Annotated in this window: 14 protein-coding genes; 9 read left to right on the forward strand and 5 right to left on the reverse strand. The window is 46.2% G+C overall.

All coding sequences use genetic code 11. From position 1 onward, the window contains the following. Positions 1-200 precede the first annotated feature (200 nt). From HU147_RS02220 to HU147_RS02240, 5 genes are all read left to right on the forward strand, one after another. Complete coding sequence (locus tag HU147_RS02220; protein WP_224074681.1) at positions 201-1,646, forward strand: DEAD/DEAH box helicase; 1,446 nt, start codon at positions 201-203, stop codon at positions 1,644-1,646. A gap of 270 nt (positions 1,647-1,916) precedes the next feature. Beyond that, positions 1,917-2,486, forward strand: a complete 570-nt coding sequence (locus tag HU147_RS02225) for a 3D domain-containing protein (protein ID WP_036805237.1) — start codon at positions 1,917-1,919, stop codon at positions 2,484-2,486. A gap of 427 nt (positions 2,487-2,913) precedes the next feature. Beyond that, entirely contained in the window at positions 2,914-4,440 is a 1,527-nt protein-coding gene (locus HU147_RS02230; RefSeq protein ID WP_224074682.1) for a phytoene desaturase family protein, read from the forward strand. Beyond that, complete coding sequence (locus tag HU147_RS02235; RefSeq protein ID WP_224074683.1) at positions 4,437-5,897, forward strand: phytoene desaturase family protein; 1,461 nt, start codon at positions 4,437-4,439, stop codon at positions 5,895-5,897. The genes HU147_RS02230 and HU147_RS02235 overlap by 4 nt, the downstream gene beginning before the upstream one ends. Next, complete coding sequence (locus tag HU147_RS02240; RefSeq protein ID WP_224074684.1) at positions 5,894-6,727, forward strand: phytoene/squalene synthase family protein; 834 nt, start codon at positions 5,894-5,896, stop codon at positions 6,725-6,727. The genes HU147_RS02235 and HU147_RS02240 overlap by 4 nt, the downstream gene beginning before the upstream one ends. An 82-nt stretch (positions 6,728-6,809) precedes the next feature. On the opposite strand, the gene HU147_RS02245 is transcribed toward HU147_RS02240, so the two are convergent. Genes HU147_RS02245 through HU147_RS02260 form a run of 4 tightly spaced genes read right to left on the reverse strand, consistent with a single transcriptional unit; the run spans position 6,810 to position 10,810 of the window. After that, positions 6,810-8,288: a phytoene desaturase family protein gene (locus HU147_RS02245; RefSeq protein WP_224074685.1), complete on the reverse strand. Its 1,479-nt coding sequence runs from the start codon at positions 8,286-8,288 to the stop codon at positions 6,810-6,812. Then, positions 8,285-9,385 (reverse strand): glycosyltransferase, encoded by a 1,101-nt coding sequence (locus tag HU147_RS02250; RefSeq protein WP_224074686.1) that lies wholly within the window; start codon positions 9,383-9,385, stop codon positions 8,285-8,287. The genes HU147_RS02245 and HU147_RS02250 overlap by 4 nt, the downstream gene beginning before the upstream one ends. 1 nt (position 9,386) lies before the next feature. Further along, entirely contained in the window at positions 9,387-10,061 is a 675-nt protein-coding gene (locus tag HU147_RS02255) for a lysophospholipid acyltransferase family protein (RefSeq protein ID WP_224074687.1), read from the reverse strand. Continuing rightward, the gene (locus HU147_RS02260) at positions 10,058-10,810 is read right to left on the reverse strand and encodes a carotenoid biosynthesis protein (protein WP_224074688.1); all 753 of its coding nucleotides are present in this window, start codon (positions 10,808-10,810) and stop codon (positions 10,058-10,060) included. The genes HU147_RS02255 and HU147_RS02260 overlap by 4 nt, the downstream gene beginning before the upstream one ends. 468 nt (positions 10,811-11,278) lie before the next feature. Between HU147_RS02260 and HU147_RS02265 the strand changes: the two genes are divergently transcribed. The 4 genes from HU147_RS02265 (at position 11,279) to HU147_RS02280 (ending at position 14,460) form a co-directional block, all read left to right on the forward strand. Next, on the forward strand, positions 11,279-12,121 hold the full coding sequence (locus HU147_RS02265) for a MurR/RpiR family transcriptional regulator (RefSeq protein WP_224074689.1): 843 nt from the start codon (positions 11,279-11,281) through the stop codon (positions 12,119-12,121). A 79-nt stretch (positions 12,122-12,200) separates the two neighbouring features. Further along, positions 12,201-13,037, forward strand: a complete 837-nt coding sequence (locus HU147_RS02270; RefSeq protein ID WP_224074690.1) for a transporter substrate-binding domain-containing protein — start codon at positions 12,201-12,203, stop codon at positions 13,035-13,037. A gap of 21 nt (positions 13,038-13,058) precedes the next feature. Then, positions 13,059-13,724, forward strand: coding sequence for an amino acid ABC transporter permease (locus HU147_RS02275; protein WP_036805157.1), 666 nt, complete (start codon positions 13,059-13,061; stop codon positions 13,722-13,724). A gap of 13 nt (positions 13,725-13,737) precedes the next feature. After that, positions 13,738-14,460 carry an amino acid ABC transporter ATP-binding protein gene (locus tag HU147_RS02280; protein WP_224074691.1) on the forward strand — a complete coding sequence of 241 codons (723 nt, stop codon included), beginning with the start codon at positions 13,738-13,740 and terminating at the stop codon, positions 14,458-14,460. Between the two features lie 189 nt (positions 14,461-14,649). Here the strand turns inward: HU147_RS02280 and HU147_RS02285 are convergent, their stop codons facing one another. Further along, positions 14,650-15,063 (reverse strand): hypothetical protein, encoded by a 414-nt coding sequence (locus HU147_RS02285; RefSeq protein WP_224074692.1) that lies wholly within the window; start codon positions 15,061-15,063, stop codon positions 14,650-14,652. Between the last annotated feature and the right edge of the window lie 35 nt (positions 15,064-15,098).

Raw genomic sequence — 15,098 nt, forward strand, 5'->3', positions numbered from 1 at the left:
TATTTTTGGTTTTCTTGTCTTGTCTTGTCTTGTTTTGTCCAGCTGTAGCGGCCAGTCCCTCCAGCGCTTGTCGAAGCTGATCAGGCGCTTCCGCTTTTCTGAAATAAAACTTAATAGTTGTTTAATGGAAGCAAGCGGTCATTTCGTGCCATAATAGAGCAACCTATATATTTTTGAGCGGAGAAGGAGCAAACAAACACATGAACGAAAAACGATTTGAAGATTACAAGATTAGTGAACCGATACTGCGGGCACTGGAAGGATTGGGGTATACGAAGCCGACAGAAGTGCAGGAAAAAGTCATCCCGTCTGCACTTTCAAAGACTGACGTTGCGGTAAAGTCGCAGACAGGCAGCGGAAAAACTGCAGCTTTCGGAATTCCCATCTGTGAATTGGTCGACTGGGAAGAAAACAAACCGCAGGCGCTTATTTTAACGCCGACACGGGAACTCGCCGATCAGGTAAAAGAAGACATCACCAATATCGGACGCTTCAAGCGCATCAAAGCGGCAGCCGTCTATGGCAAACAGCCTTTTGCTTACCAGCAGGCAGAATTGAAACAGAAATGCCATGTGGTCGTTGGAACGCCGGGCCGCGTAATGGACCATATCGAACGGGGCACGCTGAACTTGAGCCGGATTGAATACTTGGTGCTGGATGAAGCGGACGAAATGCTGAATATGGGCTTTATTGAACAAGTGGAGGCCATCATCAACAAGCTTCCTGCCGAGCGGACAACAATGCTGTTTTCGGCGACGCTGCCGGAGAATGTGGAGAATCTTCAACGCAAATACATGAACAACCCTGAACATATTAAGATTGCTTCTACTGAAACGCTGACAGACCGGATTGAACATTCGCTTTACCGGGTGGAAGAGAAAAAGAAATTTGCATTGCTGCGGGATATTACGATTGTTGAAAACCCGGACAGCTGCATCATTTTCTGCCGAACGAAAGACAATGTCGACTTTGTGGTGGAGCAGCTTGAAAAACACGATTACACTTGCGATAAATTGCACGGCGGCATGATGCAGGAAGACCGATTTGCTGTCATGAATGAGTTCAAGCGCGGCGAGTTCCGTTATTTGGTGGCGACAGATGTAGCGGCCCGCGGAATCGACATTGACAGCATTACGCATGTTGTCAATTTCGATGTGCCACTGGAAAAGGAAAGCTATGTGCACCGCGCCGGCAGAACCGGACGCGCCGGCAAAAAAGGAAAAGCCATTACATTCGCGACACCTTATGAAGACAAGTTCCTAAAAGAAATCGAAGCTTATATCGGTTTTGAAATTCCGGAGCGGAGTGCACCGTCAGCCGAAGAAATCAGCTTAGCAAAACCGGCCTTCCAGGAAAAGATGGAAAGCCGCCCAGCGCTGAAAAAGAACAAGAACGAGCAAGTGAACAAAGATATCTTAAAGCTATATTTCAACGGCGGGAAAAAGAAGAAATTGCGGGCATTCGATTTTGTCGGCACGCTCACGAGCATTCCGGGTGTGACGGCAGAAGACATCGGAATCATTAAAATTCAGGATACCGTAACGTATATTGACATCCTGAACGGCAAAGGGCCGATGGTGCTGAAGGCGATGAAAGACAAAACCGTAAAAGGCAAAACCTTAAAAGTGCATAAAGCAAATAAATGATTTCTAAAAACGGATGCTTGTTGAAAGCATCCGTTTTTCTATGTTTTTTAGCAGATAATGAAGTGATAAAAGGAAATATCCTACATATTATATAACTAATATCCCTATAAAATGAATACATTGAATTATCTTCTATTACGATTTCGGGTACTTATGTCACGAAAAAGAGTCAAATTGTAATGAAACCTGTCCCTTATTGTTACATGCCTGTAATATTGGCGTGCTATTTTTGTTTAAGTTAATAAAACACAAACAAAGGGAGAGAACAGCTTGAAAAAACTATTGATCATTCTAAGTTTTGCACTAGCTTTATTCCTTAGCACATCACTTGAGAGTTCGGCAGCAGCAAGTACATACACAGTTAAAAGTGGAGATACCCTATATAAAATTTCTAAAATGCACAAAGTATCCGTCAGCAACCTGAAATCTTGGAATAAATTAAAATCCGATGTCATCAAACCGAAACAAAAATTAAAAGTCACAGGCTCAGCTGCTAAACCAGCAAAAGCAAAAGCGAAAACACCATCACGTTCAACTTCCGGATCAGTGGTTAAGGAATTCACCGTTTCTGCATCGGCTTATACGGCTTCATGCAAAGGATGTTCCGGAATTACGAGAACCGGCATTAACCTGAAGAAAAACCCCGGCTTGAAAGTGATTGCCGTGGATCCGAGAGTCATCAAATTAGGCACCAAAGTTCATGTTGAAGGCTACGGTTATGCAGTCGCCGGCGACACTGGCGGAGCGATCAAAGGCAACAAAATCGATGTTTTCATCCCAACAAAAAGCGCTGCGCTTAAATGGGGAAGAAAAAATGTCAAAATTAAAATCCTGAAATAAATACTTGAAACCCGGCAAGCGAAGAAATCTGCTTGCCGGGTTTTTTGTGCCTTTTTACTGGGCTGCTTTCAGCTAATCATGGAAGGGAATATGTTTATCGGCCATATTAAAGGAGTATGGCAAGCGTTTAAAGAAGAAAGGAAGAGGGAAATTTTTCATATGTAGTCTAATTTAAATAGCGAATAGCCAACCTTTTTCCATTTAGATCGCTTCTGCCCCATCTTCCGGTTCATATGGATTTTTTACGCTGCAATAGCGTCTGCAGAAACTCCCGCTTAACCTGATTATTACGTCATAGGAAAATGAATAAGTGGCAATTCTAAATTCTTTAAAATCCTTATCACTGGTTTATATGAGAGCTGTTATATATAATATGTATAAGAAATGTCTAACTTTTTTAGAAGTTAGGCTGAACGGAGGTTAAGTCATGGAAAAAAGAATGATTGTTATTGGCGCAGGTCCTGGCGGCTTAGCCGCTGCAATGTTATTGGCAAGCCAAGGATATGAAGTGGATGTCTATGAAAAACATGATCGAGTAGGAGGGCGCAATGCAGAATTGCGGCTCGGGGAATTTGTCTTCGATACCGGTCCGACTTTCCTGAGCATGATTCATTTAGTCGAGGAACTGTTTGAAATTGCAGGGCGGAATTTAAACGATTATATGGAGGCTGTAAAACTGGACCCGATGTACGAATTGATTTTTGAGGATCAAAATCTAGTGATGACCCACAATTTCGATGAGATGAAAAAACAGATTGATGAAAACTTTGAAGGAAGCGGAGAAGGATACGTCCGTTTTATGAAAGAGACCGGGAAAAAGCTGGAAGCGCTGACGCCTTTGCTGCAATCTCGCATGGACCGCTTGATTCACATGATGCAGCCAAAAGTGATCAAAGCGCTGCCGGAACTTGAAGTCAATAAAACGCTTTATGAAGTGCTATCGCGCTATTTCAAAGATGAGCGCCTGAAAATGGCATTTGCTTTCCAATCGAAATATTTGGGCATGTCGCCTTGGGAATGCCCAGGGGCTTTTACGATTCTCTCTTATATGGAGCATGCATACGGCATTTACCATCCTATAGGTGGGGTGAACCAATTGTCACAAGCCATGGCTAAAGTCGTTAAGGAACTTGGCGGCCGTATCCATACCGGCAACGGCGTGAAAAAACTGGTGATTGAAAACCGTGCCGTCAAAGGCGTGGAACTGGAAAACGGAGAAACGGAACTGGCGGATGAAGTGATCATCAACGGGGATTTCGCCCATGTGATGACCCATTTAGTGGAACCGGGCATCTTGAAAAAGTACACCCCTGAGAAATTGGAGAAAAAGAAATACTCCTGTTCGACATTCATGATGTATCTTGGCCTTGATAAGAAATACGATTTGTCACACCATACCATTGTGTTTTCAAAGGATTACAAGAAAAACGTCGAAGAAATCACCAATTCCCGCATTTTATCGGCAGATCCGTCCATCTACATCCAAAACGCCAGCGTCACTGACCCGACTTTGGCGCCTGAAGGCAAGTCCGCTTTATATGTTCTGGCACCTGTGCCGAACAATTTCAGTGAAGTCGGATGGGAGCAGGAACAGGAAGCATTCCGTGACCTCGTACTGGATATCATCGAAGAGAAAACCGAATTTAAAGGGCTGCGAAACCATATCGTAGAAGAAAAATTGTTGACGCCGTTTGGCTGGGAACAGGATTACTCGGTATATAAGGGTGCAACCTTCAATCTGGGGCATCAATTATCGCAAATGATGATTTTCCGCCCGCATAATAAATTCGAAGAACTGGACAATTGCTGGCTAGTGGGAGGTGGAACGCATCCGGGAAGCGGGCTTCCAACCATTTTAGAATCAGCGCGGATTACGGCCAACGGCATTTTTGAACAGTACGGGAAAAAAGCGGTGCCGATTTCCCCGCTTCCGGCATGGGAGGGGTCCCGATGAAATTTGCCATTATAGGAGGCGGAGTTGGCGGCCTGATGAGTGCGCTTTTTCTGACCCGCCAAGGCCATGAAGTCACCATCTTTGAAAAAGAACCGAAACTCGGCGGCCGTCTGACGTTTGTCGAACGGGACGGGTTCCGCATTGATGAAGGTCCGACCATTGTCCTTTTGCCGAAAATGTTTCAAAAACTGCTGGAAGAAGCGGGAATAGAGAAAGACCGCTATGAGTTGCTGTTGTGCGATCCGCTTTATACGATTCGTTTTCCGGACGGCAAGGTTTATACGAAATATCCCGATTTTGACCGCCAATTGAAAGAAGTGGAAAAAGTCTTTCCGGGAGAACAGGAAGGATTCCGTCGTTTTATGGCAGAAGGCAAAGAACGTTTTGAAATCGGGGCGCCTGCGTTCCTGGAACATTCTTTTGTAAACAAGGCGGATTTCTGGACGCCTGGCAATGTGAAAAAATTGCTGAAACTAAAGCCGCAGCAGTCTGTAAAAAAATTGATGTCCAATTATTTTAGGGATGAAAGGCTGCAGCTGGCTTATACGCTGCAGGCGCTGTACATTGGTGGAGATCCGTTCAATGCACCGGCCATTTATTCACTTGTGCCGTTCAGTGAACATGAGCATGGCGTTCACTATTTGAGAGGCGGCTACGGCAGCTTGATTCCGCTTCTCGAACAAGAACTGCGGAGCCGGCCGAATGCTGCCATCCACACTTCGACGCCGATAAAAAGAATCCGGATCGAAGGGGATGCAGCAAAAGGAGTTGAAACGGAGGAAGGATTTCTGCCGTTCGACGGCGTAATCTATAATGGAGACTTTCCGTCAATTGAAAATGTCCTGCCAGCTCCGAAAAAGAAAGAATTTACACCTTCTTCGGGGTGTGTCCTGCTTTATTTCGGGCTCGACAAAGTATACGAAGATGTCAATGTACACCAGTTTTTCATCGGCACCAGCTATTCAGACCATATGAAAAATGTTTTCAGAGAAAAGAAATTGCCGGAAGACCCGGCGTTCTATACATTCCATCCTTCTAAAATCGACCCTTCGCTTGCTCCGGAAGGAAAAGGTGTCTTGTATGTCCTGATTCCTGTACCTTCGGGTTCAGATGTTGACTGGGCTTCAGAGAAGGAATGGATTGATGCAGTGATAGACAGAGCAGAGCAATTGGCTTTTCCGGGATTGAGAGAAGCGGCGGAATGGATGGAAGTTCGGACGCCTTCTGAAGCGGAAGCATTCGGACTATTCAAAGGCGGAAGCTTCGGCATCGGTCCGACGCTATTCCAGTCCGGCGTTTTCCGTCCTCAGGTCAAACCTTATAAAACCCGCGGCTTGTTCGCAGTCGGGGCATCGGTCCATCCGGGCGGAGGCATTCCGATTGTCATGCAGGGAGCCAAATTGCTGGCAGAAGAAGTAGAACGGGAGTTCATGAGTGAAGGGAGCGGTTCATTATGATCGAGATAAGGGAAGCTTACAATCGCTGCGAAGAAATTATTGCTGCCAATTCCAAAAGCTTTTACAAGGCGTTTTCACTGCTGCCGAAAGAGAAAAGGAAAGCGGTATGGGCGGTGTATGCATTTTGCCGGACAGTTGATGACATAGTGGATGAAGGAAACAATCCGGTCCTGGAACTCGAAGGGTTTAAACGTTCTTTCCAGCAATTCCTTGCTGGCTTTTATGACCGGGACGATGCCATGTGGGTGGCGCTTGCCGACGTTTTTGAAAACTTTCAAATGGATGAGGGGGCTTTCCATAGCCTGATCAAAGGACAGGAAATGGATTTGGTGATCAGCCGGTACGAAACCCTCGATGATTTGATGGACTATTGTTATCATGTAGCGAGCTGCGTCGGACTCATGCTGCTTCCAATCCTGGCTCCTGGCAAAACGGCCGTCCTGCAGGAAGGGGCCGTGTCCCTTGGGTATGCGATGCAAATCACCAATATCCTTCGCGACATCGGGCAGGACTTGAAAATCGGCCGCATTTATCTGCCGAAGGAAATCATGCAAAAGCATGGGCTGACAGAAGCGGATTTGCTGCAAGGCCATGTGAACAGCGCTTTTGTTTCCGTATGGGAAGAACTCGCTGCAGAAGCAGAGCGTTATTACCGGCATTCATTTGAAACCATTCACGAGTATCCGCTGCAGTCGCGCATGGCGGTTAAAGGGGCCGGGCTTGTTTACCGGGAGATCCTGTCTGCCATCCGTGACAAAGAATACATGGTGTTCCGGGAAAAGCATTATGTTTCCGATAAATCAAAGCAGTCGATACTTGCCTGTTTGTAAGAGTACCTTGCGTGCTTTTTCTGAGCATGGAAACTGTATAAGCTAAAAAAGGATTCAGCGCCAACTGGCACTGAATCCTTTTTTAGTTTGTGTACTTTTTGATGATGCGCTTGGCAAGATTCTGTCCACCTATGGTGACAATCGGCGAGCCGCCGCCGGGATGGGTGCTCCCGCCGATAAAGTATAGGTCCTCGATATCGGAACTGGCGTTTGCCGGGCGCAGGAACGCGTCGGCTTTGCGATGGGAGGAAGGCCCATATAAAGCCCCCCGGTAGGCACTGAAAGCCTCCTTCAAGAATAAAGGGGTAAATATCCGTTCTTCTGCCAGATGGCTCCGGATGTCGATGCCATAAGTTTCAAGAAAGTCATAAATCCGCTCTTTGTACTGTTCAGGATCAATTTGCAGTTCCCCGTCAGCACCGAGTGCGGGGGCATTGACCAGGATGAACAGGTTGCTTCCTTCCGGAGAAACGGTTGAATCCGTATAAGAGGAATTGCTGATATAGACAGTCGGCTCCTGGCTGTAGCTTTGGGTGTCGAACAAGTCGGCAAATTCCTGCCGGTAATTGCCTGAAAAAAAGATATTGTGATGCTTTAAGTCCGCATGATGAATGTTCAGTCCGGCGGTAATGACAAATGCCGAAATCGACGGTTCAAAGCGGCTGATTTTGGCGTCTGTGAAAGACGGCCGGTGCTTTTCTTCGACCAGCTTCGGGTAAGCGGACAACAAGTCGCCGTTCAAGATGACCAAATCAGCTTCAAAGGTTTGCCCGCCAGCAAGCTGGACGCCGGCCGCTTTGCCGTTTCGGACAAGGATTTTTTCGACTTCCGCTTCTGTCTGCAGCAAAGCTCCGTGTTTTTGGGCCACTGCGGCAAAAGCGTCAGCGATGCGGACATTTCCGCCTTTGGTGTAATAAACGCCTTGGCCAAGTTCAAGATGGGCAATCATGGAAAAAGTAGCCGGAGCTTTAAATGGCGACGAACCAATATAAGTGGCGTAGCGGTCAAGCGCCTGGACAATGCGGCGGTCTGAAAAGTAGCGGCTGAAAAAATGGTGCAGCGTTTCAGTAGGTCTGGCGCGCAACAATGCCAAGCCGAGCGACGGCGACAAATAATCTTTCCATGACTGGAAAGTGGCAGGGAAAAAATAGCGCTCGGACATGCCGTACAGCCGCTCCGCTTCTTTCAAAAAAGCAGGATAGTTGGCAGCATCCTTTGGAGAAAGCTTTGTGATTTCATCCGCCATGGCATCCGGATCAGAGGAAAAATCAAGCTGCGTTCCATCGGGGAAATGATTTCGTGTATGGCTCTTCAGCGGGATGAAATCAAAATAATCTTCTGAACGTTCTCCTGTTTGTTCAATGATTCCTTTGAATACTTCCGGCATCGTAATGGTATTCGGCCCAAAATCAAAGGAATAGGAGCCGAGCTTCACCGGCATCAATTTGCCGCCGAGGTGCTGGTTCTTTTCAAAAAGATGGACCTGGAACCCGGCATACGCCAACGTGACCGCTGCCGATAAACCGCCGAGCCCTCCTCCGATAATGATCACTTTTTTCATGAATATTGCCTGCCTTTCCAGGTATACGGTTTTTTCCGCCAGCTTTTCCACATGGATTGAAGCAAGACGGCTATCATCGCTGCCGCTTGAAGAGGGATTAACGGAGCCAGATACAGATGCTGCCGGGTACGCGCCATGATGTATGCTTGCTGCAGAACCGCCAAAACGTAGGGGACAGTGAAAAACAGTTTGTTTGTGCTTATCCCGTACAGCGCAAGAAACAGCGGCAGAATGTAGAACAAGCTGTAGAAAAATGTCAATATGGCGGCAAAGAGAGGCGAGCGTCCGATCCCTGTATAACTGTTTTTCAGAAAACCTTCCCATGCGTCATGGTTGGTGTCGTACATGCGGCATTGCACGGATTTGGTGATATTGGCAAGCAGCATCTTGTATCCCGAAGCTTTAAAGAGCCGGGCGATGTGAACGTCTTCGACGAGCGAATTGTGCACTGCGGCATGGCCGCCGATTACGTCATAGCTCTTCCGTTCAAACATCATCCACATGCCGTTGGCAGCAGTGGCTGCCGGAAAGTTCGTATAGTTTGCTAAGACAAGCGGCAAATGGAACAGCACGACAAAATGCTGCATCGGCACAAGCAGTTTGCTTAAAAAAGGCGGAACATCAAAAGCAGGGAAACCTGACAGCAGTTTTGCTTTGCGCCGGGTCATCAGTGCCAGCGCCTGGCTGATTGCTTCAGGGGAAAAGCGGATATCCGCATCGATGAATAGCAGGTACTCTCCTTTGGCATGCTGCTGCAATTGATGGCAGGCATGGACTTTCCCTACCCAATCAGGGGGCAGCTCTTTTCCGCCAATCACAGTAAACCGGGAATCGCCGGCAGTCATCTGTTCCAGCAAAATGCCTGTGCGGTCAGTAGACTGGTCATTTAAAATGATAAATTCCAAATTCGGGTACACCGCGGCTTTTAACGCCGACGTCAATGTTTCAACATTTCGTTCTTCATTGCGCATCGGAATCAGTACGGATACTAACGGTGAATTTTGCAATGTGAAGGTTTTCGGAAGCGAAGGAAGAAAAAAGCTATTAAAAACAGTCCAGAGAAGAAAAGCGGATAGGGCGGCAATCAGAAAGAACATGTCATTTCCTCCTTCCTGTAAATTTCCGGAACGCAGCAGTATTTTCAGCAACCATCTGGCTTTTCAATTGATTCAGCTGCTCTGTAATAGCTTGTTCAATAGAGTCGGTTTTCTCTTTTCTTGCCGACCCCGGAATTTCTGCATAGTAGAAAGGGGTGCCTTGCTGTACCCATACTTCCGGTTTGCGTTCGTGCCGGAATGAATAATAAAAAGAAACTGGGACGGCCGGAACATCCGGACAGTGCTCCATCAAATAAGCAATGCCGGTGCTAAAGCCGAGCGGCCGGATTTCCTGATGAAATTCTTCGCCTTGCGGAAAAAGGATGACGGTTTTGCCGTTTAGCAGCAATTGCTCCGCATATTGCAAAGAAGCCAAAATATCTTTTGGCTTGCTGCGGTTGATGGAAAAAGCCCCAAGGTAGCGGAAAAATCCATAGCGTTTCAGGCCTTTTTCGTCCATCATCATATGGACATCGTGGTGCCAGACGCTCCTGTTCAGAAAGAAGAACAGCAGGCCGTCCCACCAGGAACTGTGATTTGCGATAAAAAGAACCGGCTTGGACGAGGGCTGAACAATATCTTTGCCGAACACATTGGCAAAAGAGCGGCGGATCAGCGGGTTCAAATACAGCTCAAAGGCATTTTCAAACAGCGGCATTTTTTTCGCTTTGATCATACAGGCCTCCTTTTCTGCGCCAGTGCAACGAACAAGGCGGAAAGCAGTGTGGCAAGGACAGCTGCCAGCCACAAGCCGCCGAGTACAGCTAAGAGCACGAACATCGCAGTAATCAGTATGTACAGAAGAACCATCCGCTTTTCAAGCAGACCGAAACTTTTCGTGCCGGGCTGCCTTTTCATCAGCCTGTCGATTAGCAGGTGAAGAATAAATGCGAGGATAAACCAGCCGGTAAAATTTGTCCACGGGATATCATAGTATAGACCGCTGTCTTCCCAGATCCAATAGCCTTTCAATAAGTATGCGACAGGGTCGATGATCAAATCCATAATAACGGCGCCTACCCCGCCGGCAACGGCATACTTCCATCCGCCTTGAGGGAAAATGGATAAAGCCAGGACATGGGTGGTCGCCATGACCATCAGCCAAGCAAAACCGATTGCAATCGGCACTCCGAAAAGGTTTGGAGCGAAACGTTCCGTATAATCATAGGAACCGAACAGAAAATCTATACTGGCTCCTGCTCCTTCCACAATAAAAGTCACCACAAAAATGACGATGCCAAGAATGCTTCCGGCAGTTTTGCCAAACTTCCGGAAGAAATAAAGGAAACCGAGCGTGCCGGCGAGCATTAAGAAAAATGCATTTGCCCATTCAAGCCATGGCGGCAGCAAGTCGAAACTGAGCAAGATGATGCCGATGCAATACCAAACAATGAAAAGCCGAAAAATGCGTGTATCCCAAACCATACGTCTCCACTCCAATACTATTCTTATATGAATATTATATTTTTATTCTACTCATAGTTTCTTTTAAAATCTATCCATACCCTTCGTTACCCTATATTCGTTCCAAAAGACGGGCATATCGTTATTTTTTTAAATAACTTAAGAACTGTGTTTAAAGCTGATTATGCAAGGGAATATTTTCTAAAAATTAACTATGAAGCATATCCTGCATTTTTTTCTCTTCCTTTCCCACTTCTTTTTTAAAGCCATTAATTTCTTTGAATGAGTATTTTTCATAGGACAATCTAAGCAAAAATTATTTTAATTATTGTACATAAAAAGAATAGGACAATGAAAATACATTAAAAGTAAAATTAACCATATGAAAAAAGATTCAAAGAATATTCAGAGAAGTCTTGCAGGTTTTCCTGCAAAAGGTTACACTTTTTATAAGGATTTGAGTAAGTTCTTGTTTTGGAGGGGGATTACATGCAGGATTTACTGCGTAGTGTGTCGGAATCTTATGAACATTTTACTTCCGGCCAAAAGAAAGTCGGTGATTTGTTTTTTCGTGAGCCTATTTTTCTGGCTTTCTCCTCCGCGCTCGAAGTTGGAAGACGAGTGAACGTCAGCGAATCCACCGTGATTCGCTGGACACAGAAACTGGGATATAAAGGGTACACCGAATTCCAGCAAGTGGTTCAGCGTAAGCTCGCAGAAGATCGGCTTGAACAGACCGAACAGGAAACACGGCCGCCAAATGCTGACCAGTCGTTTCTGGAAAACCTGTTTGATGCGGAAATCGCAAGCATCGTCAAGCTCAAGCAGTCGATGAAAGAAGATGTGCTTCTTCAGGCCGTCGATTTGATCAGTTCAGCAAATCGAATTTATGTAACAAGTGATTTTTTCGATTACGGATTGGCGCATTGGTTCGCGGGATGGCTGGATATGACGGTCGGATCCACGGAAATGATTTTCCCTTCAGACCGGCATTACTACAGCCAGCTGGCTAAGCTTGGGACGGGAGATATTCTGATCGCCTTTGTGTTTCCACGCTATACAAAAATGGTTGTGGAAACCGTACAATCTGCCAAAGAGCGGGGAGCGGGCGTTGTGCTGCTGACCGATTCTGTGAAGTCGCCCGCTGTCAATTTCGCAGATATCTCACTGACTGTAGACGTAAGCACCAATTTGAATATTGATTCGTATACAGCAGTCCATGCTTTGCTGACTTCTGTGATGCGCTTTGTCTACGTGAAAGAACACGCCAAGGTAAAGGATAACCTGGCAAAGCTTGAAGCTGTGTACAACGACAAGAACATCTTTTATTAAAGAGCGCTCAATTTACTGGCAAGTCCCGAAACGCTTCGGCGCTTTGGTCAATTATAAATAACGAAAAGGGGAGAATAAGATGAAAAAGAAATTATCATTTTTAAGTGTAATTTTTTCAGCAGGATTGTTATTGGCAGCTTGCGGAGGATCAGAAGACTCATCCGGTTCGGAAGGATCAAGCACTGAAGGCGGAGGCAATGAACTGGGCTTATTGGAAGAAGGAAAATTCACTACTGCAGCCAGTGGACTTTATAAACCATTCAATTATGAAGAAGGCGGAAAGCAGACAGGTTTTGATATCGAAATCGGTGCTGCATTGGCAGAAGAAATGGGATTGGAGCATAACCCGGTAACAAATCCGTTTGAAACGATCATTCAAGGGTTGATCGGCAAGAAGTATGATGCCGTTCTCGGATCTATGGCCATTACAGATGAACGTGCAAAGACAGTAGCGTTCTCAGACCCTTACTACTTGTCAGGGGGCAAAATCTGGGTTGCTGAAGACAATACAGAAATCAAAGAGCCTTCAGACCTTGAAGGCAAAAAAATCGGAATTGTTGCCCAAACGACCTATGAACCAGCTGCTAAAGAATTTACAGATGACATCGAGTATTACAACAGTGACGTTGTCGCTTTGCAGGAATTGGAGCCAGGACGTGTAGATGCGGTCATCACGGCTGACGTTGTCGGATTTGAAGCGCAGAAAGCCGGATTGAAAATCAAGGATATCGGCGAAAACCTATGGATTGAAGAAGCGGCAATTGCCGTGCGTCCGGAAGACACAGCGCTATTAGAAGAAGTCAACAAAGCATTGGATGCCATCATCGAGAATGGAACATACGCGGAAATCTCTGAAAAATGGTTCGGCACGAACCTTCTCGAAGTGGAAACAGAAGGAATTGAAGTTCTGCGCTAAACTGAGAGAGGGGAAATAGGCATGGAGACTATTCAGACGATATTTGACATTTTTAAAACGACTTATCCGGGATTTTTGGAAGCCGTAATCATTACGCTTGAATTAACGGCGATTTCGATTGTACTTGGTACAGTGCTGGGCTTGGTCTTTGCATTGATGAAAATATCGAAATCCAAAATCCTGCAAGGCATCGCCAATCTTTACATCACCATCATTCGGGGAACTCCATTGTTGGTTCAGATTATGTTCCTGTATTTCGGGATTACCCAAATCATTGTTTTGGACAATTTCTGGGCAGGGGCCATTGCGCTTGGGGTGCATAACGGGGCTTATATTGCCGAAATATTCCGCGGCGCCATCCAAGGGATTGACTATGGACAAACCGAAGCCAGTCGGGCACTTGGCATGACAAACAACCAGGCTATGCGGAGAATCGTTTTTCCACAAGCGCTGCGCCGCTCCATCCCGCCGCTTGGCAACCAGTTTATCATCACGCTGAAAGACTCGTCTCTTGTTTGGATGATCGGGGTAGCAGAGCTGTTTTCCGTTGCCAACCGTTCAGCGGCGAGTTCATTTAAGCAATTTGAGACATTTATTGTGGTCGGATTCTATTACTTAGTGCTGGTTATGATTTTCACGTACATCGTCAGATGGTATGAAAACAGACTGGATGTAGACAAAGCGTAAAGGAGGACACATCATGATTATTGGAGAAAACATCCATAAGTCCTTCGGGGATTTGGAAGTGCTAAAAGGCATCGATTTGCATGTGAAACCGCAGGAAGTGGTTGTTCTTGTCGGTGTCAGTGGATCGGGCAAAAGTACGCTCCTGCGCTGTTTCAACTTTTTAGAAGAAATGAACAGCGGGCAAATTACGATTGACGGCAAGGTCATCAATCCGAAAAAAGACAAGCTGGCGGATGTTCGCGCCGATGTGGGAATGGTATTCCAGCATTTCAATCTTTTCCCGCATAAAACAGCCTTGGAGAACGTGATTGAAGCACCTGTCACTGTAAAGAAGATGGACAAAGAAAAAGCAAAACAGCTCGGCATGGAACTGCTTGAAAAAGTAGGGCTAGCAGAAAAAGCAAACGTTTATCCGAGCAAGCTTTCAGGCGGCCAAAAACAGCGTGTGGCAATTGCCCGTGCGTTGGCGATGCAGCCGAAAGTACTGTTGTTTGACGAGCCGACATCGGCACTCGACCCGGAATTGGTCGGGGAAGTTCTGCAAGTAATGAAGCAGCTGGCGGAAGAAGGAATGACGATGGTTGTCGTCACGCATGAAATGAAGTTCGCCAAAGAAGTGGCCGACCGCATTATTATGCTCGACAAAGGCGTCATCATTGAATCGGCCGATCCCAAAACCTTTTTTGAAAACCCGAAAAACGAGCGGACGCGCCAATTTATCCAATTGGTTCAGTAAGATGAACAAGCGATTTAGCCTAAAGGAATCCGGTGCCGGCACCGGATTCCTTTTTCCATGAAAAAGGAGTTGTCCCAAAAGTAATTTGGGACAACTCTTTTGCAACGCTCTTTTATGTTTCGAAGCTAGCGATGCAGAAACAGAAACAGAAGCAATAGTATTACCACACCCTTTATTAGAAGCAGGGGCTTAATCCACTTCAATTACAGAAGCTGAAATAAACGGCATATCTTCTTCTGCGATCCCGTCGTAAATTCCGTGAACGGTCACTGCATCACCGGCTTCGACAGGAGTTTCAGCCATATTGCGGACAAACACCTGCTGTTCTCCGTCCGTTAAGATAAACGCGGGGAAAGCACCGTCATCGGTCAATTCTTCCGCAGTCCCGGCTAAAATGACAGCTTCCCCTTCAGCTACCTCTCCGCCTGTTAACGCGGTAAATGTAGTAGGTTCCGCTTCATCGACATCTTCTGGAGCGGTTGGGTCCAATTCACCTTCCGGAGCACTGACTTCTGTCTGTCCTTCCTCTGTAAGCTCTGCATTTTCTCCGCCGCAAGCTGCCAAGCTTAAAATGAGTATAAATGGAATAAATCGTTTCACCATATCAGTCAACCCCCGACCATATTTATAAATTTTCT

The organism is Planococcus chinensis (assembly GCF_020071995.1).
Taxonomy (GTDB): domain Bacteria; phylum Bacillota; class Bacilli; order Bacillales_A; family Planococcaceae; genus Planococcus; species Planococcus chinensis_A.

What these genes read in the sequence shown, in the direction of transcription:
- HU147_RS02220 (WP_224074681.1), top strand. Translation starts at nt 201, where the DNA reads ATGAACGAAAAACGATTTGAAGATTACAAGATTAGTGAACCGATACTG.
- HU147_RS02230 (WP_224074682.1), top strand. Translation starts at nt 2,914, where the DNA reads ATGGAAAAAAGAATGATTGTTATTGGCGCAGGTCCTGGCGGCTTAGCC.
- HU147_RS02235 (WP_224074683.1), top strand. Translation starts at nt 4,437, where the DNA reads ATGAAATTTGCCATTATAGGAGGCGGAGTTGGCGGCCTGATGAGTGCG.
- HU147_RS02240 (WP_224074684.1), top strand. Translation starts at nt 5,894, where the DNA reads ATGATCGAGATAAGGGAAGCTTACAATCGCTGCGAAGAAATTATTGCT.
- HU147_RS02245 (WP_224074685.1), bottom strand. Translation starts at nt 8,288, where the DNA reads ATGAAAAAAGTGATCATTATCGGAGGAGGGCTCGGCGGTTTATCGGCA.
- HU147_RS02250 (WP_224074686.1), bottom strand. Translation starts at nt 9,385, where the DNA reads ATGTTCTTTCTGATTGCCGCCCTATCCGCTTTTCTTCTCTGGACTGTT.
- HU147_RS02255 (WP_224074687.1), bottom strand. Translation starts at nt 10,061, where the DNA reads ATGATCAAAGCGAAAAAAATGCCGCTGTTTGAAAATGCCTTTGAGCTG.
- HU147_RS02260 (WP_224074688.1), bottom strand. Translation starts at nt 10,810, where the DNA reads ATGGTTTGGGATACACGCATTTTTCGGCTTTTCATTGTTTGGTATTGC.
- HU147_RS02265 (WP_224074689.1), top strand. Translation starts at nt 11,279, where the DNA reads ATGCAGGATTTACTGCGTAGTGTGTCGGAATCTTATGAACATTTTACT.
- HU147_RS02270 (WP_224074690.1), top strand. Translation starts at nt 12,201, where the DNA reads ATGAAAAAGAAATTATCATTTTTAAGTGTAATTTTTTCAGCAGGATTG.
- HU147_RS02275 (WP_036805157.1), top strand. Translation starts at nt 13,059, where the DNA reads ATGGAGACTATTCAGACGATATTTGACATTTTTAAAACGACTTATCCG.
- HU147_RS02280 (WP_224074691.1), top strand. Translation starts at nt 13,738, where the DNA reads ATGATTATTGGAGAAAACATCCATAAGTCCTTCGGGGATTTGGAAGTG.
- HU147_RS02285 (WP_224074692.1), bottom strand. Translation starts at nt 15,063, where the DNA reads ATGGTGAAACGATTTATTCCATTTATACTCATTTTAAGCTTGGCAGCT.